Annotated in this window: 21 protein-coding genes and 1 tRNA gene; 7 read left to right on the top strand and 15 right to left on the bottom strand. The window is 62.7% G+C overall.

Annotated elements, in window-relative coordinates; genetic code table 11:
- Nucleotides 1-73 precede the first annotated feature (73 nt).
- From pstS to RI103_RS05445, 5 genes are all read right to left on the bottom strand, one after another.
- Nucleotides 74-1,105 (bottom strand): phosphate ABC transporter substrate-binding protein PstS, encoded by a 1,032-nt coding sequence (pstS, locus tag RI103_RS05465; protein WP_310814363.1) that lies wholly within the window; start codon nucleotides 1,103-1,105, stop codon nucleotides 74-76.
- Between the two features lie 320 nt (nucleotides 1,106-1,425).
- Complete coding sequence (gene glmM, locus RI103_RS05460; RefSeq protein ID WP_310814362.1) at nucleotides 1,426-2,784, bottom strand: phosphoglucosamine mutase; 1,359 nt, start codon at nucleotides 2,782-2,784, stop codon at nucleotides 1,426-1,428.
- A gap of 28 nt (nucleotides 2,785-2,812) precedes the next feature.
- Nucleotides 2,813-3,625, bottom strand: a complete 813-nt coding sequence (gene folP / locus RI103_RS05455) for a dihydropteroate synthase (protein WP_409076974.1) — start codon at nucleotides 3,623-3,625, stop codon at nucleotides 2,813-2,815.
- 170 nt (nucleotides 3,626-3,795) lie between these two features.
- Nucleotides 3,796-5,685, bottom strand: a complete 1,890-nt coding sequence (gene ftsH, locus RI103_RS05450; RefSeq protein WP_006051983.1) for an ATP-dependent zinc metalloprotease FtsH — start codon at nucleotides 5,683-5,685, stop codon at nucleotides 3,796-3,798.
- Nucleotides 5,686-5,874: 189 nt separating this feature from the next.
- Nucleotides 5,875-6,537: an RlmE family RNA methyltransferase gene (locus RI103_RS05445; protein ID WP_310814360.1), complete on the bottom strand. Its 663-nt coding sequence runs from the start codon at nucleotides 6,535-6,537 to the stop codon at nucleotides 5,875-5,877.
- A 202-nt stretch (nucleotides 6,538-6,739) separates the two neighbouring features.
- Between RI103_RS05445 and RI103_RS05440 the strand changes: the two genes are divergently transcribed.
- Complete coding sequence (locus RI103_RS05440) at nucleotides 6,740-7,267, top strand: YhbY family RNA-binding protein (RefSeq protein ID WP_310814359.1); 528 nt, start codon at nucleotides 6,740-6,742, stop codon at nucleotides 7,265-7,267.
- Between the two features lie 144 nt (nucleotides 7,268-7,411).
- Here the strand turns inward: RI103_RS05440 and RI103_RS05435 are convergent, their stop codons facing one another.
- The 5 genes from RI103_RS05435 to RI103_RS05415 form a co-directional block, all read right to left on the bottom strand.
- Entirely contained in the window at nucleotides 7,412-7,921 is a 510-nt protein-coding gene (locus tag RI103_RS05435) for a DUF4149 domain-containing protein (protein ID WP_310814358.1), read from the bottom strand.
- A 20-nt stretch (nucleotides 7,922-7,941) separates the two neighbouring features.
- Nucleotides 7,942-8,418, bottom strand: coding sequence for a transcription elongation factor GreA (greA, locus tag RI103_RS05430; protein ID WP_012433846.1), 477 nt, complete (start codon nucleotides 8,416-8,418; stop codon nucleotides 7,942-7,944).
- A gap of 151 nt (nucleotides 8,419-8,569) precedes the next feature.
- Nucleotides 8,570-11,824, bottom strand: coding sequence for a carbamoyl-phosphate synthase large subunit (gene carB, locus RI103_RS05425; RefSeq protein ID WP_310814357.1), 3,255 nt, complete (start codon nucleotides 11,822-11,824; stop codon nucleotides 8,570-8,572).
- 173 nt (nucleotides 11,825-11,997) lie between these two features.
- Nucleotides 11,998-13,152 (bottom strand): glutamine-hydrolyzing carbamoyl-phosphate synthase small subunit, encoded by a 1,155-nt coding sequence (gene carA / locus RI103_RS05420; RefSeq protein WP_310814356.1) that lies wholly within the window; start codon nucleotides 13,150-13,152, stop codon nucleotides 11,998-12,000.
- A 444-nt stretch (nucleotides 13,153-13,596) separates the two neighbouring features.
- On the bottom strand, nucleotides 13,597-14,838 hold the full coding sequence (locus tag RI103_RS05415; protein WP_310814355.1) for an MFS transporter: 1,242 nt from the start codon (nucleotides 14,836-14,838) through the stop codon (nucleotides 13,597-13,599).
- Here RI103_RS05415 and RI103_RS05410 point away from each other — a divergent pair.
- The gene (locus RI103_RS05410) at nucleotides 14,837-14,983 is read left to right on the top strand and encodes a hypothetical protein (RefSeq protein ID WP_310814354.1); all 147 of its coding nucleotides are present in this window, start codon (nucleotides 14,837-14,839) and stop codon (nucleotides 14,981-14,983) included. The two genes, RI103_RS05415 and RI103_RS05410, sit on opposite strands and share 2 nt — an antisense overlap.
- Before the next feature lie 67 nt (nucleotides 14,984-15,050).
- Here RI103_RS05410 and RI103_RS05405 read toward each other — a convergent pair whose 3' ends face one another.
- Nucleotides 15,051-16,745, bottom strand: coding sequence for a transglycosylase SLT domain-containing protein (locus RI103_RS05405; RefSeq protein WP_310814353.1), 1,695 nt, complete (start codon nucleotides 16,743-16,745; stop codon nucleotides 15,051-15,053).
- Nucleotides 16,746-16,901: 156 nt separating this feature from the next.
- Nucleotides 16,902-17,693 carry a hydroxyacylglutathione hydrolase gene (gene gloB, locus RI103_RS05400; protein ID WP_310814352.1) on the bottom strand — a complete coding sequence of 264 codons (792 nt, stop codon included), beginning with the start codon at nucleotides 17,691-17,693 and terminating at the stop codon, nucleotides 16,902-16,904.
- Between the two features lie 19 nt (nucleotides 17,694-17,712).
- Between gloB and RI103_RS05395 the strand changes: the two genes are divergently transcribed.
- The 5 genes from RI103_RS05395 (at nucleotide 17,713) to RI103_RS05375 (ending at nucleotide 22,361) form a co-directional block, all read left to right on the top strand.
- Nucleotides 17,713-18,579: a class I SAM-dependent methyltransferase gene (locus RI103_RS05395; RefSeq protein WP_310814351.1), complete on the top strand. Its 867-nt coding sequence runs from the start codon at nucleotides 17,713-17,715 to the stop codon at nucleotides 18,577-18,579.
- Nucleotides 18,576-19,022 carry a ribonuclease HI gene (gene rnhA, locus RI103_RS05390; RefSeq protein ID WP_310814350.1) on the top strand — a complete coding sequence of 149 codons (447 nt, stop codon included), beginning with the start codon at nucleotides 18,576-18,578 and terminating at the stop codon, nucleotides 19,020-19,022. The genes RI103_RS05395 and rnhA overlap by 4 nt, the downstream gene beginning before the upstream one ends.
- An 85-nt stretch (nucleotides 19,023-19,107) precedes the next feature.
- Nucleotides 19,108-19,842 carry a DNA polymerase III subunit epsilon gene (gene dnaQ, locus RI103_RS05385; RefSeq protein WP_310814349.1) on the top strand — a complete coding sequence of 245 codons (735 nt, stop codon included), beginning with the start codon at nucleotides 19,108-19,110 and terminating at the stop codon, nucleotides 19,840-19,842.
- A gap of 48 nt (nucleotides 19,843-19,890) precedes the next feature.
- Nucleotides 19,891-19,965: transfer RNA gene (locus RI103_RS05380), tRNA-Val, on the top strand.
- Nucleotides 19,966-20,483: 518 nt separating this feature from the next.
- On the top strand, nucleotides 20,484-22,361 hold the full coding sequence (locus tag RI103_RS05375; protein WP_310814348.1) for an ABC transporter ATP-binding protein: 1,878 nt from the start codon (nucleotides 20,484-20,486) through the stop codon (nucleotides 22,359-22,361).
- A gap of 155 nt (nucleotides 22,362-22,516) precedes the next feature.
- On the opposite strand, the gene RI103_RS05370 is transcribed toward RI103_RS05375, so the two are convergent.
- The 3 genes from RI103_RS05370 to RI103_RS05360 form a co-directional block, all read right to left on the bottom strand.
- Nucleotides 22,517-22,981, bottom strand: a complete 465-nt coding sequence (locus RI103_RS05370; protein ID WP_310814347.1) for a DUF2214 family protein — start codon at nucleotides 22,979-22,981, stop codon at nucleotides 22,517-22,519.
- 150 nt (nucleotides 22,982-23,131) lie between these two features.
- Nucleotides 23,132-23,986 (bottom strand): hypothetical protein, encoded by an 855-nt coding sequence (locus RI103_RS05365; RefSeq protein ID WP_310814346.1) that lies wholly within the window; start codon nucleotides 23,984-23,986, stop codon nucleotides 23,132-23,134.
- A 241-nt stretch (nucleotides 23,987-24,227) separates the two neighbouring features.
- A complete protein-coding gene (locus RI103_RS05360; protein ID WP_310814345.1) occupies nucleotides 24,228-25,292 on the bottom strand; it encodes a glycosyltransferase family 4 protein in 1,065 nt (354 codons plus the stop codon).
- Nucleotides 25,293-25,623: the final 331 nt, after the last annotated feature.

Here is a 25,623-nt window from a genome sequence, read left to right as displayed (position 1 = left end):
TTGGCCGTCCTCGCATGAGGACGGCCAACGTGTTACGTGCTGCGCATACTGAACGCTTTGCTTATTGCTTCACTTACTCGGCGACTGCCTTGCCCGAAGCGTCCTTCACCTTCGCCTTCCATTGCGTGCGGATTTCCGCCACGACCGAATCCGGCAGCGAGATGTAGTCCAGATCGTTCGCGGCTTGCGTGCCGTTCTTGAATGCCCAGTCGAAGAACTTCAGCGTTTCGGTGCCTTGCGGCGCCTTTTCCTGCGTCGTGTGAACCAGCACGAACGTCGCGCCGACGATCGGCCATGCGTTCTTGCCCGGCTCGTTCGTCAGGATCTGGTAGAACGACTTCGACCAGTCCGCGCCTGCTGCCGCTGCCTTGAAGGTGTCCGTCTTCGGCTCGACCACGGCGCCCGACGAGTTCTTCAGCGCGACATACGTCATGTGGTTCTGCTTCGCGTACGCCCATTCCACATAGCCGATTGCGCCCGGCAGACGTTGCACGAAGGCTGCGACGCCGTCGTTGCCCTTGCCGCCCGTGCCCGTCGGCCAGTTGACCGTCGAACCTTCACCGACCTTCGACTTCCAGTCCGCGTTGACCTTCGACAGATAGTTCGTCCAGATGAAGCTGGTGCCCGAACCATCGGCGCGGCGAACCACGGCGATGTCGGTATCCGGCAGCTTGGCTTTCGGGTTCAGCGCAACGATCGCCGGATCGTTCCACTTCTTGATCTTGCCCAGGTAGATGTCGCCGAGCACTTCGCCCGACAGCGTCAGTTCAGCCGGCTTCACGCCCGGCACATTGACGACCGGCACCACGCCGCCGACCACCGTCGGGAACTGGAACAGGCCTTCCTTGGCGAGTTCGTCGTCCTTCAGCGGAGCGTCCGAACCGGCGAAGTCGACCGTCTTCGCGACGATCTGCTTCACGCCGCCCGACGAACCGATGCCTTGATAGTTGACCTTGCCGCCGCCGGACTTCTGATACGAGTCGGCCCACTTCGTGTAAATCGGTGCTGCGAAGGTGCTGCCCGCGCCGGTGATGTCTGCGGCTTGCGCTGCGATCGCGAAAAGCGCGCCAGCGACGCCAGCGAACACGGTTTGCATCAATTTCATGAGACCTCCAAAGGTGTGAGCGGTGTGAGCGAGTAACACGAACACCGCGAAGCTTAGGGTCTCTTTGTGACAGTAACGTGACTTACCGTGAAGCGGATGTGACAATTAGATTACTGAGGTGAAAGGCGTTGGAACGGAACAATTGACGGCTTCGCGGCTTCGGGGGCACCGCTCTACAGATTAGGCGAAAAAGATGGGGCGCGAACGTTTGCGTGCGCTCGCCTGTGGGAGAGAAGCGAGGTTGGTGGTGCGGCAATGGGTGGCCGGCGGCGGGACGTTATTGCTATCGTCCCGCCGCGCAGCGCCGTCAGGCAGGTGGCTTACGCCGTTACCTCTTTCACCGCTCCGGCAATCGACTCCGCATGGTGAACCGCGTCGGCGACATTTTCCGCTTCCACCATCACGCGCAGCACCGGTTCGGTACCGGACGCGCGGATCAGCACACGGCCGCGGCCCTTCAGCGCGCTCTCGGCCTTGGCGATAGCGCGGCGGATCACGTCACTGCTCTTCCAGTCCGAGTCAGGCTTCATACGCACGTTGATCAGCTTCTGCGGGAACAGCGTGACGCCGTCGAGCAGGTCGGCGAGCGTTTTATCGCTGCGCTTCATGGCCGCGAGCACCAGCAACGCGGAGACGATGCCGTCGCCCGTGGAATGGCGGTCAAGCGAGAGAATATGGCCGGAGCCTTCGGCCCCGAGTTGCCAGCCGTGTTCGCGCAGCTGCTCGAGTACATAGCGGTCGCCCACCGCCGCACGGACGAACTTCACGCCGGCTTCCTGCAGCGCCACTTCCACCGCCATATTGGTCATCAAGGTGCCGACCGCGCCGTCCACCTTGCCGTCGGTCGCGACACGGTCCTTGACCAGGACATACAGCAGTTCGTCGCCGTTATACAGACGCCCCGCGGCGTCGACCACCTGCAAGCGGTCGGCGTCGCCATCGAGCGCGATGCCGAGGTCGGCATGATTCGCGCGCACGGCGCGCACCAGCGCATCCGGTGCGGTCGCGCCGACACCGTCGTTGATGTTGAAGCCGTTCGGCGCGACGCCGATCGGAATCACATCGGCGCCGAGTTCGTGGAACACGTGCGGTGCGATGTCATACGCGGCGCCGTGCGCGCAATCGACGACCAGCTTCAGACCGCGCAGATCGAACGCGGCCGGAAAGGTGCTCTTGCAGAACTCGATATAGCGGCCCGCCGCGTCGTCGAGGCGCCGCGCCTTGCCGAGTTGCTCGGATGCCGCGCAGGCGAGCGGCAAATCGAGTTGCTCTTCGATCTGCGCTTCCACTTCATCTGGCAGCTTGTTGCCGTCGGCGGAGAAAAATTTAATGCCGTTGTCGTAGTACGGATTGTGCGACGCGCTGATGACCACGCCCGCGGCAAGCCGCAATGCGCGTGTCAGATAGGCGATGCCGGGAGTCGGCATCGGGCCGGCCAGCATCACATCCACACCGGCTGCCGAGAAGCCCGATTCGAGCGCCGCTTCGAGCATGTAGCCCGACACCCGCGTGTCCTTGCCGATCAACACGGTTGGCCGTGTGCCTGTTCTCGCCCAGCGGTCCGCGCCTGCCAGCACCTTGCCGGCCGCGTAGCCAAGCCGCAATACGAACTCCGGCGTGATAGGTCCTTCGCCGACTTTGCCCCGAATGCCGTCCGTTCCGAAATAACGACGTGCCATGTTTTATCTTCCTCCTTGGCTTGCGGGTTCAGCCGCGCGCGCGGCCGTGCTTCGCCGCTTCGTGCATGGCTGCCCATACTTTCAATGCATCTACTGTTTGCGCGACGTCGTGCACGCGCAGAATCGAAGCGCCCCGTTCAGCGGCGCACACCGCCGCCGCAATACTGCCCGCAACGCGTTCCGACGCCGGGCGTCCCACTACCGCGCCGACCATCGACTTACGCGACATGCCGGCAAGAATCGGGTACGGCGGCTCGGCTCGCGGCGCCGTTTCCGGCAGGTGCGCGAGCAGCGCGTAATTATGCTCGACTACAGCCTTGCCGAAGCCAAAACCTGGGTCCACGCTGATACGAGCACGTACGATGCCCGCCTGTTCGAGCGCCACGACACGCTCCTCGAGAAAATTGCGAACTGCGCTCACCACGTCATCGTAGACGGGCTCGCCGAGCTGCATGGTCTGCGGCTCACCAAGCATGTGCATGACGCACAGGCCGCAGTCACTGTCGCGTACAGCGTCGATTGCGCCGGGCATCCGGAAACCCCAGATGTCGTTGATCAGATCCGCGCCCGCGGCCAACGTGTGGCGCATCACTTCAGGCTTGTACGTGTCGATCGACAACGGCACATTCGCGCCGCGCAGTTGCTCGACGAGCGGGATCACCCGCTCCAGTTCTTCGTCGAGCGGCACCGGCGGTGCGCCGGGACGCGTCGACTCGCCGCCGATATCGATGATGTCCGCGCCGTCGAGCATCATACGCTCGGCCTGGCGCAACGCATCGCCGCACATCGCGTATTTGCCGCCGTCGGAAAAAGAATCGGGTGTGACGTTCAGGATGCCCATGACCAGCGGGCGTTCAAAGGTCAACTTGAAGCGGCCACACTGGAGCGGCTCGGGAATAGGCAAAGAAGGGAATTCGACTTTCGACACGTGGTGGTGCTTCACGCAAAACGGATAAATGCAAAACGGGCCGGTGTGAAACACACCGGCCCGCACTTTCTACTGGTCGTCTATCAGGCCGGCGCGGTTGCGCTGCCCGGCTTGACCTCGGTGCCCGGGCTGCCGCCCGACGAGGCGTCGCTTGCCGACGGCGGCGAACTCTTCGGCGAACGCGGCGGACGGCCTGCCATGATGTCGTTGATCTGATCGGCGTCGATCGTTTCCCACTCCATCAGCGCGGCGGTCATCGCTTCGACCTTGTCGCGGTTCTCGTCCAGCAGGCGCTTCGCGAGGTTGTATTGCTCGTCCAGCACGCGGCGGATTTCGGCGTCGACCTTCTGCTGCGTCGCTTCCGAAATGGTGCGCGTGAAACCACGGCCAAACGGCGTGGCGTCATTTTCGTCGTCGACGTAGACCATCGGTCCGAGTGCGTCCGTCATACCGAAGCGAGCCACCATGGCGCGCGCCGTTTGCGTCGCCTTGTTGAAGTCGTCCGATGCGCCGGTGCTGATCAGGTTCAGGAACAGCTCTTCCGCGACTCGGCCACCGAACAGGATCGCCAGACGATCCAGCAGGTAGTCCTTGGAATACGTTTCGTTGTCATGCTCCGGCAACTGCCACGTCACGCCCAGCGCGCGGCCACGCGGAATGATCGTGACCTTGTGCACCGGATCAGCCTTCGGCAACAGCTTGGCGATCACTGCATGGCCCGACTCGTGGTACGCCGTGGCACGCTTCGATTCTTCGCGGATCACGGCCGACTTACGCTCCGGACCCATGAAGATCTTGTCCTTCGCGTCTTCGAAGTCCGTCATTTCAACAATGCGCTTGCCACGGCGAGCCGCGAACAAGGCCGCTTCGTTCACGAGGTTCGCGAGGTCTGCACCCGAGAAGCCCGGCGTGCCGCGTGCGATCACCGCTGCGTCGACGTCGTTCGAAATCGGCACCTTGCGCAGGTGAACCTTCATGATGTGCTCACGGCCGCGAATATCCGGCAGACCGACATACACCTGGCGGTCGAAACGGCCAGGGCGCAGCAGCGCCTTGTCGAGCACGTCCGAACGGTTCGTTGCAGCGATCACGATCACACCCGAGTTCGCTTCGAAGCCGTCCATCTCCACCAGCATCTGGTTCAAGGTCTGTTCGCGTTCGTCGTTACCGCCGCCCATGCCGGCGCCGCGGTGACGCCCGACCGCGTCGATTTCGTCGATGAACACGATACACGGCGCATGCTTCTTGGCCTGTTCGAACATGTCGCGCACGCGAGCCGCGCCGACACCGACGAACATTTCCACGAAGTCCGAACCCGAGATACTGAAGAACGGCACTTTCGCCTCGCCGGCGATAGCGCGCGCCAGCAGCGTCTTACCGGTCCCCGGCGGCCCGACCAGCAGCACGCCGCGTGGAATACGCCCACCCAGCTTCTGGAACTTCTGCGGATCGCGCAGGAAGTCGACCAGTTCGGAGACTTCTTCCTTGGCTTCGTCGCAACCGGCGACGTCGGTGAAATTGATTGCGTTGTTGTTTTCGTCGATCAGACGTGCACGGGATTTACCGAACGAGAACGCACCACCTTTCCCGCCCCCCTGCATCTGTCGCATCATGTAGAACCAGAAACCGATGATCAGGATCGTCGGCCCGAGGTAGTACAGCGCGGACACCAGCGCATTGGGTTCGTCATCAGCCTTGCCGCTCACCTGAACGCCATACTTCATCAGATCGCCAACCATCCAGATGTCGCCGGGCGACACGATCTGGTACTTCTGGCCGTCTGCTGGAGTGACCGTGAGGTTCCGCCCCTGGACAATGACGTTCTTGACTTTGCCGTTCTTCGCGTCGTCCATGAACTGCGAATAGGAAACGCCTTCCTGGACACGGGGCTTGTCGAACTGCTTGAACACCGTAAATAGCACCAGTGCGATAACCAGCCACACTGCTGCTTTCGAAAACATATTGTTGTTCAAAGCACCACTCCTTCACTTAGACGGGCGCCTACATTTGCCTTGCGGCACCACGAAAGCATTCTAATCCAGTCCGCAGACCCCTGCCATAAGGTTTCACTACCGCAGAAATAGCGCAGCGAGCCATTGCCGCACCCGTTTCCGAGGCCATGATCGCATTATCGGCAGATGCGGAACCGTCCTGCAGCGCCTCTATGCGGGGCGCTTGAGATGCTTACCCAAAATAAACGTTTCTGACGACTTGTCCCGCGAAGCTTTCGGCTTGCGGGCCGCCACCACCTTAAATTGATGCTTGAACTTTTCGACAATCTGGCTGTAACCGCTGCCGTGAAAACATTTGACTAAAAGGGCACCATCCGACTTCAGGTGATTTTGTGAGAATTCCAGCGCGAGATCGCATAAATGCTCGATTCGCGCCGCATCCGCCACCGCCACCCCCGACAGGTTGGGCGCCATATCCGAAATTACAAGATCAACCTGGCGTTCTCCGACCAATTCTTCGAGTTGCAGCAAAACCGAGTCTTCGCGGAAGTCACCCTGAATGAAATGGACGTCGGCGACCGGTTCCATCGGCAGGAGATCAAGCGCGATGATCGTGCCGTCGATGCCGCCTTCACGCTCAGCGTCGCGCTGGGAGCCTTTGGCGAGTTTGTTGCGGGCGTACTGACTCCAACTGCCCGGCGTCGAGCCGAGGTCGACGATGACCTGCCCCGGGCGGATCAGCTTGTCCTGCTCGTCGATTTCCTTGAGCTTGTAGGCTGCGCGGGCGCGATAGCCCTCCCGCTGCGCCATTTTCACGTACGGATCGTTGATGTGGTCATGCAGCCACGCCGTGTTGAACTTGTTTTTTGCCATTAAAGGTTGAACTCTTGCTGCGTGATGTGGCGCTTTAGGGGATAATACGCGGTTATTTCGCGCGGACACCGCCAAAACTGGCAGTCATCCGCGATCCTGTTGTTCTGACGCGCCGCCCTGCCGAATCACCCAATCGACCAAAACATCGGCCAACCGGTTGGAAACGCAGGTGCCGCCATTTTAGTCGAGTCTCACACTTTCCATGCCCGCCCTCAAAGTCTCTTCCGACCAACGCGCCGAGTTGCGCTCACAGGCACATGCGCTCAAACCGGTCGTGCTCGTCGGCGCCGAAGGTTTGACCGACGCCGTGCTCTCCGAGATCAAGGTCCACCTTGGCGCTCATCAGTTGATCAAAATCCGCGTGTTCGGCGACGAACGCGAAGAACGCATCGCGATCTATGAAGAAATCTGCGACAAGCTGAACGCGGCGCCGATCCAGCATATCGGCAAGCTGCTGGTGATCTGGAAGCCGGAAGCCGCACAGCCGGCGGTGAAGGCCAAGCGCGGCGCCTTGCCGAGCGCCCGCGAAGCCGCGGTGGAAGCCAAACCGGGTAAGGGCCGCGCGCCGCGCGTCGTGACGGTGGTGAAGCCCAGTGAAATCCCGATGCGCAAACCGAAGGCCAAAGCCGTCGTGGTGCGCGGCAATGAACGCGTGACGCAAGGCGGCAACATCAAGCGCGCCAAGAAGCGTCAAACCAGTGCGAAGCGCTCGCATCAGTCGTCGAAATAAGCGAATGATGAGCGGTGCGGGCGGTGTCCGCACCCTGGCGTGGGCTGCTTGAGCAACGCCTGGACGAAACTCAGAGTTGCTCCGCAAGCTCGCCGCGCCCGGTTTGTACACTCGAGCGCCGGAAAGCGGCCTCGGCTGGTTGTGTCAGCCTGCGATCTTCCCCGCCGTATTGCGAGTACCCTGCTCCGCCGCCACAACGCCTGCGCCCGCAGGCAGTTTCCACACCAGCGCCACGCCCAGCAGACTTTCAATCAGATAGAACAGACTCGACACGCCATGCAGAATGCCGAAGCGCGTCGCATAAGCTGAATGTCCGACATCACTGCCCGCTTCGAGCGCGGCAATGCGCATTGCATTCATGAATGGTTGCAACGCGAAGTAACCGACCAGCACGCACACCAGCATGCCGACGATCAGCCAGCGCAAACGACGATAGGCATGGTTGCCGCGTCGAACCAGTAGGTTCGCGAGACCGAGCAGCAATATGCCGCACACCGCACCCAGCACGCCTTCGATGCGAAACAGTTGCGCCGCCACCGCGCCCGCCGTCATCCGGTCGAGTGAGGTAAACAGCACGGGAGCGACGGCATAGCCGATAGTCAGCAGACTACCGACCCACACCACCGTCAGTAACCGGAAAAATCGATGCGGCATCAGGGACACCGGAGCCGCCTTCAAACGTAACTAACCGCGATGATTTCGTATTCGCGCACGCCGCCCGGTGCCTGCACCGATGCAACGTCGCCTTCCGACTTGCCGATCAGGGCGCGCGCGATCGGCGAGCTGATCGAGATCAGACCATGGTCGATATCCGCTTCGTCGTCGCCGACGATCTGATATTTGACAGACGCACCGGAATCCAGATCTTCCAGTTCCACCGTCGCGCCGAATACCACGCGGCCGTCGGCTTCCACCGCCGCCGGGTCGATCACCTGCGCGCCGGCCAGCTTCGATTCGATTTCGGCGATCCGGCCTTCGATAAAGCCCTGCTTCTCCTTCGCCGCGTCGTATTCCGCGTTTTCCGACAGATCGCCCTGGGCACGCGCTTCCGCGATCGAATTGATCACCGAAGGACGCTCAACCGATTTCAGGCGCTGCAATTCATCGCGCAACATTTCCGCGCCGCGCTTCGTCAATGGAACAGTGCTCATAAACAACTCTATGCAAAAAACAGCCGTAAAAAAAATCACCGCGGTTAAGTGCATTCCGCCGGGGCCAGAGCGCCAGGCAAAGCCCGGCGCCAAGCACCTGCGGAACGCCGCTTAACCGCGGCACTTACATCTTGGACAGGTATTCGAAGCCTTAGTTTAGGCGAGCGTGGAGGCCTTGTAAATCATAGACTTCCAGGTCCTTCAAATAGCGCAAACCTTCGACGGCGGCACGCGCGCCCGACATGGTCGTGTAGTACGTGACCTTGTTCGCCTGCGCGCTCATGCGGATCGAACGCGAGTCGGCGATCGCGGCGCGGGTTTCGTCGACGGTCGTGAAAACCAGCGCGATTTCGCCGTTCTTGATCATATCGACGATGTGCGGACGCCCGTCCTTCACCTTGTTGACGACCTTCACCGGCACGCCGGCCGCTTCGATCGCGGCGGCCGTACCCTTGGTCGCGACGATCGGATAACCGAGTTCGTGCAGCATGCGCGCAACTTCGACGGCCTTCGGCTTGTCGGCGTCCATCACAGTCAGCAGCACCGTGCCCGACTCCGGCAGACGCGAACCCGCCGCGAGTTGCGACTTGAACAGTGCTTCGCCGAACGTCTGACCCACGCCCATCACTTCGCCGGTCGAACGCATTTCCGGTCCGAGCACCGGATCGACTGCCGGGAACTTGACGAACGGGAACACGGCTTCCTTCACGCTGAAGTACGGCGGGTCGATTTCCTTCGTCACGCCTTGTTGCGCGAGCGTCTGGCCGACCATGGCGCGCGCCGCGATCTTGGCGAGCGGCAGGCTGGTCGCCTTCGACACGTACGGCACGGTACGCGAGGCGCGCGGATTCACTTCGAGCACGTAGATGACGTCCTCTTTCGAGCCGTCGGCCTGCGGCACTTGCTGGATCGCGAACTGCACGTTCATCAGGCCGATCACGTTCAGCGCCTTTGCCATCGCGCCGGTTTGACGCTTCAACTCAGCCACGGTTTCCTTCGACAGCGAATACGGCGGCAGCGAGCAAGCCGAGTCGCCCGAGTGCACACCCGCCTGTTCGATATGCTCCATCACGCCGCCGATGAACACGGCTTCGCCATCGGAGATGCAGTCCACGTCGCATTCGATCGCATCGTTCAGGAAGCGGTCGAGCAGCACCGGCGAGTCGTTCGACACCTTCACGGCCTCGCGCATATAGCGCTCGAGGTCGCGCGGCTCGTGGACGATTTCCATCGCGCGGCCGCCGAGCACGTACGACGGACGCACCACCAGCGGATAGCCGATTTCGTCGGCGAGCTTGAGTGCTTCGTCTTCGGCGCGTGCGGTGCGGTTCGGCGGTTGACGCAGGCCGAGGTCCTGCAGCAGTTTCTGGAAACGCTCGCGGTCTTCCGCGGCATCGATCATGTCCGGCGACGTGCCGACGATCGGCACACCGTTCGCTTCGAGATCCAGCGCGAGCTTCAACGGCGTTTGACCGCCGTATTGCACGATCACGCCGACCGGCTTTTCCTTGTCGACGATTTCGAGCACGTCTTCGAGCGTCAGCGATTCGAAGTACAGACGATCGGACGTGTCGTAGTCGGTCGAAACGGTTTCAGGGTTGCAGTTGACCATGATCGTTTCGTAGCCGTCTTCGCGCATGGCGAGCGCGGCGTGCACGCAGCAGTAGTCGAACTCGATGCCCTGGCCGATCCGGTTCGGGCCGCCGCCCAGCACCATGATCTTCTTGTTGTTCGTGGGGTTCGCTTCGCACTCTTCCTCGTAGGTCGAGTACATGTAGGCGGTTTTCGTGGCGAACTCGGCCGCGCACGTGTCGACGCGCTTGTACACCGGGCGCACGTTCAACTCGATACGACGTTGACGCACTTCCGCAGGCTTCGCGCCGAGCAGTTTGGCCAGACGGCGGTCCGAGAAGCCGCTTTGCTTCAGATACTTCAGTTCTTCCTTCGAGAGGCTCGCGAGCGTGCGGCCTGCCAACGCCTTTTCCTTCAGGATGATCTGTTCGATCTGCGCGAGGAACCACGGGTCGATCGAGGTCTCTTCGAAAATTTCCTGAGCCGTCATGCCGATACGGAACGCGTCGCCCACGTACCAGATGCGATCCGGACCGGCTTCGCCGATCTCGCGGATGATCTCGTCGCGGTTATCGGTCTTTTCGTCCAGACCGTCGACGCCGACTTCCAGACCGCGAAGGGCCTTCTGAAACGACTCCTGGAACGTGCGGCCGATGGCCATCACTTCGCCGACCGACTTCATCTGCGTGGTCAGGCGTGAATCGGCTTCACGGAATTTTTCGAACGCGAAACGCGGGATCTTGGTGACGACGTAGTCGATGGTCGGTTCGAACGATGCCGGGGTCTGGCCGCCGGTAATTTCGTTCTTGAGTTCGTCGAGCGAGTAGCCGACCGCCAGCTTCGCCGCGATCTTTGCGATCGGGAAACCGGTCGCCTTCGAGGCCAATGCCGACGAGCGCGACACACGCGGATTCATTTCGATCACGACCATCCGGCCGTCTTTCGGATTGATCGAGAACTGCACGTTCGAACCGCCGGTGTCGACGCCGATCTCGCGCAGCACCGCGAGCGATGCGTTACGCAGGATCTGATATTCCTTGTCGGTGAGCGTTTGCGCCGGCGCGACGGTGATCGAGTCGCCGGTGTGGATGCCCATCGGGTCAAGATTTTCGATCGAGCAAACGATGATGCAGTTGTCCTTTTTGTCGCGGACCACTTCCATCTCGTACTCTTTCCAGCCGAGCAGCGACTCTTCGATCAGCAACTCGCGCGTCGGCGACAGATCGAGACCGCGCTTGCAGATCTCTTCGAACTCGTCGCGGTTATACGCGATGCCGCCGCCCGAGCCGCCCAGCGTGAACGACGGACGAATCACGACCGGATAGCCACCGCTGCCGGTTTGCGAAGCAATGTCCGCTTGCACTGCCAGCGCTTCGTCCATGGAATGCGCGGTGCCCGACTTGGCCGAACCGAGGCCGATCTTGGTCATCGCGTCCTTGAACTTCTGGCGGTCTTCCGCCTTGTCGATGGCTTCGGGCGACGCGCCGATCAGCTCGACCTTGTACTTTTCCAGCACGCCGTGCGCGTGCAGGTCGAGCGCGCAGTTCAGCGCGGTCTGGCCGCCCATTGTCGGCAGGATCGCGTCCGGGCGCTCCTTCGCGATGATGCGCTCGACTACTTCCCACGTGATCGGCTCGATGTAGGTCACGTCGGCCGTGTTCGGGTCGGTCATGATCGTCGCCGGATTGCTGTTGACGAGAATGACCTTGTAGCCTTCCTCACGCAGCGCCTTGCATGCCTGCGCGCCCGAGTAATCGAACTCGCACGCCTGACCGATGATGATCGGACCCGCGCCGATGATGAGGATGCTCTTGATGTCTGTCCGCTTGGGCATAACGCTCTCGCTAATGTATTCCTGAATTCTTTCCGTCGGCGCGCGCCGCCGTGGCGTTGCGCGCGCTGCTCTGTCTGGTGCGGCTCGCCGCGCGTGCGCCATGTGCGCGTCGCGCCTGCGCCGATGACGCGCGGCGCGGCGCGAGCCGTGCGCCGCCGAGACTTGTTGCCGCTTTATGCCGCTGCGGTCTTGCTGGCCTTCTTCGTATCCATCAACGCAGTGAAGCGATCGAACAGATAGGCGATGTCGTGCGGGCCGGGCGACGCTTCCGGGTGGCCCTGGAAGCAGAACGCCGGCTTGTCGGTCAACGCGAAGCCCTGCAGCGTACCGTCGAACAGCGAGACGTGCGTGGCGCGGGCGTTGGCGGGCAGCGTGTCGGCATCGACCGCGAAACCGTGGTTCTGCGACGTGATCACCACGCGGCCATCGTCCAGATCCTTCACCGGATGATTGGCGCCGTGATGGCCCGTCTTCATCTTCATGGTTTTGGCGCCGACCGCGAGGCCCATGATCTGATGGCCGAGGCAGATGCCGAAGGTCGGAATGCCGCGCTCGATCAGTTCCTTGGTGGCCGTGATCGCGTAGTCGCACGGCTCCGGATCGCCGGGGCCGTTCGACAGGAAGATGCCGTCCGGATTGAGCGCGAGCGCGTCAGCGGCGCTGGCTTGCGCCGGCAGCACGGTGACGTGGCAGCCGCGTTCGGCCAGCATGCGCAGGATGTTGTACTTGACGCCGTAGTCGAACGCCACGACGCGGTACTTCGGCGCCTTCTGCGTGCCGTAGCCTTCGCCCAGACGCCATTCGGTCTGGGTCCACTCGTAGGTTTCCTTCGTCGACACAACCTTCGCGAGGTCCATGCCCGAAAGGCCCGGGAACGAGCGGGCGAGTTCGATCGCCTTGGCTTCGTCGTCCGAACCGGCGAGAATCGCGCCGTTCTGCGCGCCCTTGTCGCGCAGAACGCGCGTCAACATGCGGGTATCGAGACCGGCGATGGCGACCACGCCTTCATCTTTCAGGTATTGCGGGAGCGTGCGCTCCATGCGGAAGTTCGACGCGAGAACCGGCAGGTCGCGAATGATCAGGCCGGCGGCATGGACTTTCGTAGCTTCGACGTCTTCGGCGTTCACGCCGACGTTACCGATATGCGGATACGTGAGGGTCACGATCTGGCGCGCGTAGCTCGGGTCAGTCAGGATTTCCTGATAGCCGGTGATAGCGGTGTTGAACACGACTTCGCCGATGGTATGCCCGGGGGCGCCGATCGAGTAACCACGAAAGACCGTGCCGTCGGCGAGCGCGAGCAGAGCGGGAGAAAATGACGGCAACACGGGAGACTCCTTGGGGAACACCCTGTTGCCGACCTGTCTATCCGACTGCGAGCCGCAGCGAAACGCATCAGGAATGCGCGCGCAGACTCGCTCGCGAACTGCCGTTGACGTTGCAAGGGGCGCGATGGGTCCATTGTGTGGACGGATCGGCTGGGAACTGGGCCTTGAGCCCTGCTTGCTACGCCGGTGGCGCGCGGCGGATGAACGGTATGGGAGAGGTAGGCGCTAGGGTGCGGGTTGATAAGCTCAAACCTTGGAATTATAGCGTGAAATTGCCCTTCCTTCCAAATCCGAGATAGCGTGGACGCTCAGCACAGCCCAGTTCGAAATCGCTCAAAGCCTTGCTGAGGCTGGCGCGGACGATGCTCTGCGGCTTTTCCGCGGGCGCGAATCGGGATAGTGCCGACGGATGGGGGGCGATGGCGAAGCGTCGTGCCAGGCGGCTCAAGCGTCCTGTTCGGCGTGCATTTCGGCCGGACGAACCAGCTTGCGGCCCGGCAATAGGTACCAGATCGCGCTCAACACCTGCAGCCCGACCAGAATGCCCCACGCGGTCAAATGCGCAGCCGCCGGATAATGGCCGCCGCTCGCCGGCCAATGCGACAGCACCGCGCCGACGCCAATCTGGAAACCGAAAATCAGCAGGAAGATGATCAGCGTCAGCGTGGTATTCACGCGACCGATCATCTGCGCCGGAAAGTGCCGGGCCATGACCGCGTAGCTGAGAATGCCGGTGCCGCCGAAAATTCCGTACGCCGCCCACAAGAGACCCGCCGGCAGCGGCGCCTTGAACATGATCAGCAACTGCGTCAGAACGTACAGCGCCATGCCGGTGCCGCAAAACGCATAGAGTGAGATGCCGCGCCGCTCGAGACTGCGCGCCGCCGCGCCGAACCCTACGCAGCCGGCCATCATCGCGAAGCCGAGAATCGACACGAGCGCGGCGGCCTCGCGCGGCTCGAAGCCTTGCACGTCACGCAGCCACGCGCCGACCCAGAGCGACTGCATCGCGTAGAAGACGCCTTGCGTGACGACCGAAAACGACGCGATCTTCCAGAACGCCGCGCTGCGCAGAATATGCAGCGTGCCTTTGAACTGGGCGCCGATGCCGGCCTGGTGATGCGTCTCCTTCGTGTCCGGCGCGAGCGTCCACTGCGCCAGCGCGACGAGCACAGTCAGCAAACCCAGCCCGATGCAGACCGCGCGCCAGCTGGCGAATGTCAGGACCCACGTCAGCGGCGAGCCGACCATCACGCCGCCGAAACCGCCGATCGCCATCACCAGTCCGTTCATCAGCGGCAGGCGTGCCGCGGCGAAGTGCTGCGCCAATGCCTTGAATGCGGCGCCAAGGCACACGGAGACGCCGACGCCGATCAGCAGGCGCCCCACCATCATCACGCCGACGCCGTGCGCGGCGCCGAACACCCAGATGCCGAGCGCGGCAAACAGCAGCGTGACGGCGGTGACGCGCCGCGCGCCGTAGTGGTCCAGCAGCACGCCAGCCGGAATCTGGGCACCCGCGAAGCCGAGGAAATAGAGACTGGTGAGCAAGCCCAGATCGGCGGCCGACAAACCGAGATCGCGCGTGATGAACGGCGCAAAGCCGAGGTTGACGCCGCGGAACACGTAGGAAACGAAATACCCCGCGGAGAACAGCAAAAAGACGCGCAACTGGGTCGACGACATGAGTTTTGAATTGGGCGGCTGGCCGAATGGGTTTGAGCGAAGCACGAAAGATAAAGGAAAAGCGCCGCCTTTGCCCAAAATGATCAGCACAATGAAAAACGCCGTCACCACAGGTGACGGCGTTGGAAAAAAGCACGGTGCGTGATCGGAGCGCAATTGATGCGCTGCCCCCCGCAACGCATGTGGTCACTACCGTGTGAGCCGCTATTGGTCTACTTACCCTTCTTCGCGTTGGCCACGGTCTTCGGGTGGCTCTCTGCCGCAGCCTTCGACGCCTTGCTGGACGTGGATGCCGACACCTTGGTCACCTTGCCCTTGTTGGCGCTGGATGCCGTCGGCTTGCTGACCTTGCCCACCGGTTCGGAGACCTTCACCACCTCTGCCCGGCCACGACCCTTCTTCTTTTCGTAGCGCGATTCGCTTCTGGTGTCTCCGACGCGCGTGCCGATCTTCTCGACGCCGCCGCCTTGCACGTCGGTCGCGATGCGTTCCGGACCCGGCTCGCTCGGCATGGCTTTGCCGACCGGCACGTGCAGCACGATCACCTGACCGCGCGACACGCTGTCGCGATGCGTGCGGTTCCACGCCTTCAACTGGCCAACCGACACGCCGTAACGCACGGCAATGGCCGCCATCGACTGATTGCGGCGCACCCGGATCAGCATCTTGCGCGTATCGGGGACGTCGGGCTCCATCGCCAGTACGGCGCTTTCAGCGACGTCGGCGCTGATGTCTTCGTCGTCGTCCGAACCGCGCGGCACCACAATCGTGGAACCGGGTTTCAAACGCATGCCGACCGGAATCTTGTTCACTTCCATCAGCGTGTCGGCGTCGACACTGATCTTCTGTGCGATCGCCGCGGGCGTCGCACGCTCGGTAACCGTGTACGTGGTCCACGACGACAGCGAGCCGGAGTAAGTCTTCAGATTGCGCTCGAAGGCGCTGGCGTTGTCGAACGGCAGCAGGATCTGCGGTTGCGTGGCGCCGAGAATCACCGGTTTCCTGAACGACGGGTTCAGCGAACGGAATTCGTCCGCGGACAGGTTCGAGAGCTTGGCGGCCATGTCCACGTCGATATCGTGCGAGGTGGTCACCGTCACGAAATACGGGTGGTTCGGAATGGACGGCAGCGTGAGCCCGTACATTTGCGGGTTCATCACGATGTTCTTCACCGCCTGTAGCTTCGGCACGTAGTTGCGCGTCTCGTTCGGCATGCGCAGACTGAGGTAGTCGGTGGGGAGGCCCGCCGCTTCGTTGCGGGCGATCGCGCGCTGCACATTGCCCTCGCCCCAGTTGTACGCCGCGAGCGCCAGCTGCCAATCGCCGAACATGTCATGCAGACGCGACAGATAGTCGAGCGCGGCGCTGGTCGACGCCAGCACGTCGCGGCGCTCGTCCTGCCACATGTTCTGCTTGAGGTTGTAGGTGCGGCCCGTGCCCGGCATGAACTGCCACATGCCGGCCGCCTTCGCCACCGACAAAGCCTGCGGGCTGTACGCCGATTCGATGAATGGCAGCAACGCGAGCTCGGTCGGCATATGGCGCGCCTCGAGCTCTTCGACGATGTGGTACAGGTACTTCTGCGAGCGCTCGGTCATGCGCTGCACGTAATCAGGACGCTGCGCATACCAGTTGACCTGCATGTCGACGAGGTCGGTTTGCAGGTCCGGCATCTGGAAACCACGGCGAATACGGCCCCAAAGGTCGGCGTCGGCACTCGTCAACTGAGTGACGGAGCCCTGATCGACGTTGATCGTCTCTTTGGCGGTGGCTGACTTGCGAAGGGCGTCTGCTACGGCTTGCTGGCTGGCGGGATTGGTTGCGGTGTTCGGAATACTCGTCGTCGGTCCCTGGCTCGCGCAAGCGGCGAGCGTCAGGACCAGCAACGCACTAAAGATAAATCGCATGAACGTCTCGGCTTCCACAAGGGCTGGAATTTGCAGCCGATAGTACGAAACGGCAACGTTTACGTCAATCGGAAAATTGCGAAAAAATCAAGTAAATCTTGGGCTTGGCGAATTTTTCCGATTCTTCGCGTGAGGAATACCCTTCCTGGGATCAGGTCAACGGAAGCGGTTTTTCCATTCGCGCATCAAAGTAAAGGCCGTCAGTCGATCCGGCACCTTCTCGTGCAACTGTTCCTGCAAGCTCGCTTGCACCACCGGATCGCCGGCGCGCAAAAACGGATTCACCGCGCGTTCGTGTGCGATCGTGGTGGGCAGCGTGGGCACGTCGCGCGCGCGCAGCTCGCTCGCTTTGTCCCGCCAGGCTTGCAGTTCGACGTTGCCCGGCTCGCAGGCGAGCGCGAAGCGGATATTCGACAGCGTGTACTCGTGCGCGCAGTGAACCTCGGTCGCGCCGGGCAAGGCGGCCAGCGCATCCAGCGAGGCGAGCATCTGCTTGGGCGTGCCTTCGAACAGCCGGCCGCAACCGCAGGCGAACAGCGTGTCGCCGCAAAACACATGCGGCGTGCCCTGCGGGTCGGCCGCCTGGAAATAAGCGATGTGGCCGCTCGTGTGACCCGGCACATCCAGTACGCTCAATTCGAGCGCGGGCGCCGCGATCGACACATGATCGCCATTTTTCAGACGGCTCGTGAGATGCTCGATCGCTTCACCGGCGGGGCCGTAGACGGGCACGGCCTGGCCATTCAGCAGATCGGCCACCCCGCCGACGTGGTCTTGATGATGGTGCGTGAGTAAAATAGCGCTCAGCCGCCAACCCCGTTTCGCCAGATAGGCTTTGACGGGGGCGGCCTCACCCGGATCGACGACCGCCGCGTGGTGTCCGTCGGAAACGACCCAGATGTAATTGTCATCAAACGCCGGGACCGGTACGTACTCGAGCGCATTCATAGGCGACGCATTCTCTGATATGACTGATCGAGCGATTATAGACTGGCCCGCCTGGACCGACTCGCCACCTGGCCGATACGTGCTCGAGTGGGAGCAAACCCAGCTCGACCGTGTGGTGTCGGACGTGTTCGGTTACCATGCGCTGCAACTCGGCCTGCCGCAGCTCGACGCCCTGCGCGAGAACCGCATGCCGTGCCGCGGGCTCGTGCTCGACGCCGCCAGCGGAGCGAGCGCGCCGTACGCGTATCCGCGCGGCGCGGGGCGTGCCGGCGGCAATGGCGCTCGCAACGGTTCGAGCAACGGCGCCGCTCAAGGCGGACTGATCGGCCTGCCAGCTCCGGCCGGACGCAGCGCCGTATGGTGCGACCTGCTGGACCTGCCGTTCGAAGCACAAAGCGTCGATCTGATCGTCATGCCGCACACGCTGGAATTCACGAGCGACCCGCACCGTCTGCTGCGCGAAGCCGAGCGCGTGCTGATGCCCGAAGGTCAGCTGATCATTCTCGGCTTCAATTCGCTCTCGTTATGGGGCGCGCGGCAATCGGTCGGCAAGATGACCGGGCGGCCTTTCGTGCCGGCCGCCGTCGATCTGATCGCCTTCACGCGCCTGAAAGACTGGATCAAGCTGCTGGGCTTCGACCTTGAACGCGGGCGCTTCGGCTGTTATCGTCCGCCGCTTGCGAGCGAACAATGGCTGTCCCGCTACGGCTTCATGGAAGCCGCCGGCGACCGCTGGTGGCCGATTTTCGGCGCCACCTACATGATCAAGGCGATCAAGCGCGTGCGCGGCATGCGTCTCGTCGGCCCGTTGAAAGTGAAGAAACCCGTCCTCGCCGCGGGCCTCGCGCCCGCCGCCACACCGAATACACGCAACCACACTCAATGACTTCCGATCTCATCGATATTTATACCGACGGTGCCTGCAAGGGCAACCCCGGCCCCGGCGGCTGGGGCGCGCTGCTGCGCTTCGGCGACCAGGAAAAAGAACTGTTCGGCGGCGAAGCCAACACCACCAACAATCGCATGGAGCTAATGGGCGTGATCGCCGCGCTCGAAGCGCTGAAGCGCCCCTGCAAGGCGGTCGTGCACACCGACTCGCAATACGTGCAAAAAGGCATCAGCGAGTGGATCCACGGCTGGAAGAAAAAAGGCTGGATCACCGCCGCGAAGCAGCCGGTCAAGAACGCCGATTTGTGGAAGCGGCTCGATGCGCTCGTCGCGCAACACGAAATCGAATGGCGCTGGGTGCGCGGGCACAACGGGCACCCGGAGAATGAGCGCGCGGATCAGCTGGCCAATCGCGGCGTCGCGTCACTCGCGCAGATCTAGTTCTGCTGCGACAGCCGCGCCGCGCCGGCTAACCGCGCGCGCGCCATCTTTTTTGCTGCAATTATCTTAGGCAGGCTATTCCGACATGCGTCAACTCATCCTCGATACCGAAACCACCGGCCTGAATGCCCGCACCGGCGACCGGATTCTCGAACTCGGCTGTGTCGAGCTGGTGAACCGCCGGCTCACCGGCAACAACCTGCACTTCTATATCAACCCGGAACGCGACAGCGATCCGGGCGCATTGGCCGTTCACGGCCTCACCACCGAATTCCTCAGCGACAAGCCGAAGTTCGGCGAGATCGCCGACCAGTTCCGCGACTTCATCCAGGGCGCGGACCTGATCATTCACAATGCACCGTTCGATATCGGCTTTCTCGATGCCGAGTTCGCGTTGCTGGGTTTGCCGCAGGTGAGCACCTACTGCGGCGAAATCATCGACACGCTGGCGCGCGCCAAGCAGATGTTCCCCGGCAAGCGCAATTCACTCGACGCGCTGTGCGACCGCTTTGGCATCAGCAACGCGCACCGTACGCTGCACGGCGCCCTGCTCGACTCGGAACTGCTCGCCGAAGTCTATCTGGCAATGACGCGCGGCCAGGAAAGCCTCGTCATCGACATGCTCGGCGAGTCGCACGCCGGCGGCGATGCGCGCGCGCCGCGCGTCGCGATCAGTTCGCTGGATCTGATCGTGATCGCCGCCAGTGACGACGAGCTCGCCGCGCACCAGGCGGTGCTCGACGGCCTCGACAAGGCGGTCAAGGGCACGAGCGTGTGGCGCCTCGAACCCGCCCCGACCGCGGATGAGCAAACCGCTTAAAAAGGACTGGACGAGCCTGAAAATCCCTGACATAATTCGGCTCTCTTCGGGTGGTTAGCTCAGCGGTAGAGCACTGCCTTCACACGGCAGGGGTCACTGGTTCGATCCCAGTACTACCCACCAGAATTTTGGTGTGTCGATCACCGAAGACTAAAGGGCTTACGTAGAAATGCGTGAGCCCTTTTTCATTTCCTGTGTCGGCGTATGGAAACCGTACGGAATGCCAGGTAGATTCCGGTGCCCACTGGAACGCTTGGGCATTCGACGCGGCCGTAACATCGGGCTTGCTCGTCAACCCCGAATCTTCGTACGTTTGCGGACGCCAAATACTGCTGATATAGTTTGCGCTCGGGCGTTCGCCCGTCCATTTTCTTCACCTCATCCGACCATAGGGAGGCGCCACATGTTTGCAATGCGTTCCGCCGCCCCCGGCATGGTCTCGCGGGCGTTTTCGCGACCTTAATCCGTCCGATCAGGTCGCCGAATCGCTGCTCACGCGGTCCCGCCTGAATAGGCGCCCCGCGCAATTCCCAGACAGTCCGCAGTTCCATCGCCGATGCATGTCGGCGCGTTTTGACTGTCTTGTCCTCCCGCTTCTGACTGGAACCTCGGTGCGCTCATGCGCCACCGGGTCGTCGCAAATGACCAGAAAAAAACTCGACTTTCGCGGACAAGCCTTCAAGGACGTCCTGGGCTTTACCTTCCATCACTGGGCGCAACAGCCCTGGCGCATCCTCGTCATCACCGCGCTGGTGCTGCTCTCGGCATTGGCCGACGTGCTCACGCCGATGTTCGCGGGACGCCTCGTCGACGCCATTGCATCCGGCGCGGCCAGCAACGCCGTCGCCTGGCATGCGGCGCTCACGGCCTTCTGCGTGCTGGGCGCGCTCGGCCTCGGCGCCACGTTGCTGCGGCAAGGCGTGTACTTCAACATCATCCGGCTCACGCTCAGGATGATGAGCGAGATCGCCGCCAACGCGTTTCATCGCGTGCAACGCTTTTCGACCGACTGGCACGCCAACAGCTTCGCCGGTTCCACGGTGCGCAAGATCACGCGCGGCATGTGGGCGCTCGACCTGCTCAACGACACACTGCTGATCGCGCTGTTCCCCTCGCTCGTCATGCTGGTCGGCGCGACGGTCCTGCTCGGCTGGCGCTGGCCGATGATGGGCGCGGTCGTCGGTATCGGCTCCGTCGTGTATATCGCGGTGACGGTGGCCATGTCGCTCGGCTTCGTGGCGCCGGCCGCGCGCCTCGCGAATGCATGGGACACGCGCATGGGCGGCGCACTCGCCGACGCGGTCAGCTGCAACGGTGTCGTCAAGGCGTTCGGCGCGGAAGAGCGCGAAGAAGTGCTGTTGTCGCGCGTGATCGGCAAGTGGCGGCACCGCACACGCCGCACGTGGATGCGCGGCACGATCAACGGCGGCGTCCAGGGCGGCATGCTGGTGGCGATCCAGGCCGCCATTCTCGGCGCGGCGCTGCTGTTGTGGGCACGCGGCGAGGCGGGCGTCGGCGACATCACGTTCGCGCTGACCATGTTCTTCATGCTGCAAGGCTATCTGCGCGACGTGGGCATGCACATCCGCAACCTGCAACGCTCGGTCAACGACATGGAGGAACTGGTGTCGCTGGAGAGCCAGCCGCTCGGTATCGAAGACCGCCCCGGCGCGGGTCCGATCACGATCGGCAAAGGCGAGATCCGCTTCGAACACGTCACTTTCCACTACGGAACGAATGGCCAGCCGCTTTACGACAACTTCTCCGTGCGCATCGCGCCGGGCGAGCGCGTCGGGCTGGTCGGGCATTCGGGCTCGGGGAAGACCACGTTCATCAAGCTGATCCAGCGGCTCTATGACATTTCGGAAGGCCGGATCACGATCGACGGTCAGGACATTGCGCAAGCGCGGCAGGCGTCGTTGCGCAGCCAGATCGCAATCGTTCAGCAGGAGCCGGTGCTGTTCCACCGCTCGCTCGCCGAGAACATCGCGTATGCGCGGCCCGGCGCGAGCCGTGTCGAGATCGAGCGCGCCGCGAAGCTCGCGAGCGCGCACGACTTCATCGCCGCGCTGCCCAATGGCTATGACACGCTGGTCGGTGAACGCGGTGTCAAGCTCTCGGGCGGCGAACGTCAGCGCGTCGCCATCGCGCGGGCGTTTCTCGCCGACGCGCCGATCCTGATTCTGGACGAAGCGACGTCGAGCCTCGACAGCGAAAGCGAAGTGCTGATCCAGCAGGCCATGGAGCGGCTGATGATGGGCCGCACCACGCTGGTGGTGGCGCACCGCCTTTCCACAGTGCGTGCGCTGGACCGGCTGCTGGTGCTGGATAAGGGCAAGGTGATCGAGGAAGGCAGCCACGAGGCGCTGATCAAACTCGAGAACGGCCTGTACCGGCGGTTGTTCGAGCGTCAGGCGCTTGAGTTGATCAAGGGGCTGGCCGAGCCGGAATTCACGACTCGAACCACGCGGCCAGGCGTGAACCAGATGGACGATGCCAGCTTGCTGGTCGAGAAGTAAATTGCAGGGGCGTGTGGGACGTCAGCAGGAAGTCGCCGGTATGCGCCGGCGCTTTCGGGTATCGTTCCACCGCCCGTTTTTTATGAGCGCGAGTGTAGGCTCGAGCGCGCAAGCGCTCACCGGGGTGAACCGTCCAGGCGACCCGCCGCTGCGAGTTACACCACGCCCGCGGGCAACCCTACGCCGCGCGCCATCCCGGTCGCCGCAAACACCATCAGCACCATCAATATCGTCTGGATCACGCTAAAGCGCGCATAGGAGCGCGCTTTGTGCAGATCCGGCGCGGCGCCTTTCCTGATCGCGGCGCGCCAGCGCATCAGCGCGAGCATCGACGGAACTTCGAGGATGACAATGATCACGAGCAGCGTCATCTTGAGGTGAAAGAGCGGCTCGTGGAGGTAGTAGTCGGCGCCCTTTTCGAAACCGCCGAAAGCGCGCATCAGCCCGGTGACGATCAGCACCAATGCCGAGATGCCCCAGCCAGTATCCGCGCGGAACACGGAGCGCAGCGCAGCAGGCACGGTGGCGCGGCGTAGCGCCCACGTGCGCCGCAGAATCGACGCGAGCGCGAAGCCATAAGCAAGCAGATGGATGGCGGCAAGCAACCAGCGAACCAGCATAGCGACTCCTGCAAAGGACGCGACACGATCGTTGTATGTCTCACTCGCCCGCGCTGAAGCGCCGGGCGCCATGACTTCATTATCGACTACGGCTCAATCTACAGCGCCTGCTTCGGCCACAGGGTGTGGCCGACTGCACAAACCGCCAATTCAGATCTGCTGCAAGGTTGTGTCAAGCGCGCGGGCGGCGACCCGATCGCCTTCGGTCGTCAGCGCGGTGCGGAACACGGTTTGCCGGTTGTGACCCGCGGCAGCCGGCGAATCCCACAGTAACTCGATCTTCGGACGGCGCCCGAACGTGCCGCGCGCGAGCGACGGCGCGGCGGCCGACCCCAGCGGCGCGCCGGGCCTACCCGGCTCGCCCACGGCGCCGAACACCACGGCGGGAGTGGGCGTCGGCGTCGTTCGCGCGCCCTGCCCGGCCGCCCAGCGCACGGACAGTTCGCGCGCGTCGTACTGCCCGACCTTACGGCGCTCCGCCCACACGACGACCGTCCGCGTGACCGGATCGAGCGCGACCGCATAACGGCCGATCGCGAAGCGGCGCGCGGCGATATTGGTGCGCCACAGCGCGCGCGGCCGGCAGATCCACAGCACGGCCGCGTACAGCGCCGGCGCCGCCAGCAACCATCCGTTGGAGGCCGCCACCGCGTTGGCGGCACGCCGCCAACCGGCGCTCGCCGCGAACGCCCCGATCGACCAGACCGCAAACAGGAACCCGAGAAAAGCGAACAGGCGCAGCGCTTGCCGCAGCCATTGCGGCAGCGGATGAAACGGCCGCTCGGCCACGGCTCGTGCGCCCGGAAGGAAAATCAGCAGGAACAGGAAGACGAAGTTGATGCACGCCCACGGCGAGGACAGCATGGCCAGCAGCGACGCGCCCGCATCCATGTCCGCCATCGAAAAAAGCCAGCGAGCAAGGATCACGAGACCGATGGCGCGCAACGCGAAAATCGTTCCGGCGCCAGGCGCCGCGTTCGCACGCGTCTCTTTCGTTCTCGCCAAGGCATCCTCCTGTCGTCGGCGGCGCCGCAGCCAAATTTGCGGCAGGGCCATTATAGGGATATTACGGAGAGTGGCTCATTCTTACCGGCCGAAACCCGCACTTTCGTCCGTTGATTAAGAAAAACGCGGCGCGCTTGCAACAACGCCCCGTGGGCAAGTGCCGTACGGGGCGTTGCTGGCGGCCGCCGGAGCGCGTAGAAGCGTTCCTTGAGCCGATTTTCGACTTTTTATCTGTTGCGCATTAGCTGGCGTTGACTTCGCGCAGCACCGTGCGGTGTTTCTGACGCAGCAGTTCTTCGTAGGTGGCGACGTAGTTTTTCGCCATCACCTTCGACGAGAAACGCGACTCGAACGCCTTGCGCACACCCGCGCGCGGCAGTGTGTGCAGACGCTTGACTGCGGCGACCGCGCTGATTTCGTCTTCGACGACGAAGCCCGACACGCCGTTTTCGATCACTTCCGGCACCGAACCGCGATTGAACGCGATCACCGGCGTGCCGCACGCCATGGCTTCGATCATGACCAGACCGAACGGCTCCGGCCAGTCGATCGGGAACACCAATGCATGCGCGTTGCCGAGGAACTCACGCTTTTCGGCTTCGCCGATTTCGCCGATGTACTCGACGTGCGGGAGCGCCATCAGCGGCTTGATCACTTCTTCGTAATAGGCGCGGTCGGCCTTGTCGATCTTGGCGGCGACCTTGAGCTTCATGCCTGCCTGGCCGGCGATGCGGATCGCGCGGTCGAGGCCCTTCTCCGGCGAGACGCGGCCGAGGAAAGCGAGGTAGCCCGGCTCGACATTGGAGATCGGCGTGAGCACGTTTTCCGGCAGGCCGTGATACACGGTTTGCAGCCAGTTCGCCTGTTGCAGCGGAATACGCTGGTTGTCCGAAATCGACACGACCGGTACGTCGCTGAACGTATTGAAGATCGGCTGCAGTTCCGGCAGATCGAGACGGCCGTGCAGCGTGGTCAGGAACGGCACCGGCTGGCGGGCGAACAGCGAGAACGGGTAGTAGTCGATGTGGAAATGCAGCACGTCGAATTCGTCCGCGCGGCGGCGCACTTCTTCGAGCAGCAGCATGTGCGGCGCCATCACGTCGCGAATGGTCGGGTCGAGGCGCAGCGCCTGCGGCCAGAAAGCTTCGAGTTTCGCCGAGGTCTGCGAATCGCCGCTCGCAAAGAGCGTGACGTCGTGGCCTTGCTCGACCAAAGCTTCAGTCAGATAGGACACCACGCGTTCCGTACCACCGTACAGCTTGGGAGGAACCGCCTCGTGCAACGGAGCGATTTGAGCGATTCGCATATGAAGAACTCCTCGTAAAAAATCAGGCAAAGGTACTGCGTTTGGTAAAAGCGACTCGCTTGCTCGCCAGGGCAGTCTGGCCGGACATGCCGGCGCGGGCCTGATTCTTTCGAGAAAATCCTGCGATGGATCGCTTGGGTAGTGAGCCCAGACCAGTGATCAACGTCTGCGCATGTGCCGGTAAACGCACACATGAGACCTACGTTGACAAACTGTCAGAAAATTCGATGGGCCTACGAAGCATGCATTATCAATGCCGGGATTCTCGTTGCACCACAACATTTCAAAGTCTTTACGTTGTTACAAGGGCGAAACACTTTGCAAACCCTTG

The organism is Paraburkholderia sp. FT54, from assembly GCF_031585635.1.
In the GTDB taxonomy this organism is placed as follows: Bacteria; Pseudomonadota; Gammaproteobacteria; order Burkholderiales; family Burkholderiaceae; genus Paraburkholderia.
The sequence above is the reverse complement of the archived record's forward strand: the minus strand, read 5'-3'. Positions and strand labels throughout refer to the sequence as shown.

Excerpts from the sequence above, each read along its gene's own strand:
- pstS (WP_310814363.1), bottom strand. The coding sequence starts at position 1,105 with ATGAAATTGATGCAAACCGTGTTCGCTGGCGTCGCTGGCGCGCTTTTC.
- glmM (WP_310814362.1), bottom strand. The coding sequence starts at position 2,784 with ATGGCACGTCGTTATTTCGGAACGGACGGCATTCGGGGCAAAGTCGGC.
- folP (WP_409076974.1), bottom strand. The coding sequence starts at position 3,625 with ATGGGCATCCTGAACGTCACACCCGATTCTTTTTCCGACGGCGGCAAA.
- RI103_RS05445 (WP_310814360.1), bottom strand. The coding sequence starts at position 6,537 with ATGGCAAAAAACAAGTTCAACACGGCGTGGCTGCATGACCACATCAAC.
- RI103_RS05440 (WP_310814359.1), top strand. The coding sequence starts at position 6,740 with ATGCCCGCCCTCAAAGTCTCTTCCGACCAACGCGCCGAGTTGCGCTCA.
- RI103_RS05435 (WP_310814358.1), bottom strand. The coding sequence starts at position 7,921 with ATGCCGCATCGATTTTTCCGGTTACTGACGGTGGTGTGGGTCGGTAGT.
- greA (WP_012433846.1), bottom strand. The coding sequence starts at position 8,418 with ATGAGCACTGTTCCATTGACGAAGCGCGGCGCGGAAATGTTGCGCGAT.
- carB (WP_310814357.1), bottom strand. The coding sequence starts at position 11,824 with ATGCCCAAGCGGACAGACATCAAGAGCATCCTCATCATCGGCGCGGGT.
- RI103_RS05410 (WP_310814354.1), top strand. The coding sequence starts at position 14,837 with ATGAGTTTTGAATTGGGCGGCTGGCCGAATGGGTTTGAGCGAAGCACG.
- RI103_RS05415 (WP_310814355.1), bottom strand. The coding sequence starts at position 14,838 with ATGTCGTCGACCCAGTTGCGCGTCTTTTTGCTGTTCTCCGCGGGGTAT.
- RI103_RS05405 (WP_310814353.1), bottom strand. The coding sequence starts at position 16,745 with ATGCGATTTATCTTTAGTGCGTTGCTGGTCCTGACGCTCGCCGCTTGC.
- gloB (WP_310814352.1), bottom strand. The coding sequence starts at position 17,693 with ATGAATGCGCTCGAGTACGTACCGGTCCCGGCGTTTGATGACAATTAC.
- RI103_RS05395 (WP_310814351.1), top strand. The coding sequence starts at position 17,713 with ATGACTGATCGAGCGATTATAGACTGGCCCGCCTGGACCGACTCGCCA.
- rnhA (WP_310814350.1), top strand. The coding sequence starts at position 18,576 with ATGACTTCCGATCTCATCGATATTTATACCGACGGTGCCTGCAAGGGC.
- dnaQ (WP_310814349.1), top strand. The coding sequence starts at position 19,108 with ATGCGTCAACTCATCCTCGATACCGAAACCACCGGCCTGAATGCCCGC.
- RI103_RS05375 (WP_310814348.1), top strand. The coding sequence starts at position 20,484 with ATGACCAGAAAAAAACTCGACTTTCGCGGACAAGCCTTCAAGGACGTC.
- RI103_RS05370 (WP_310814347.1), bottom strand. The coding sequence starts at position 22,981 with ATGCTGGTTCGCTGGTTGCTTGCCGCCATCCATCTGCTTGCTTATGGC.
- RI103_RS05360 (WP_310814345.1), bottom strand. The coding sequence starts at position 25,292 with ATGCGAATCGCTCAAATCGCTCCGTTGCACGAGGCGGTTCCTCCCAAG.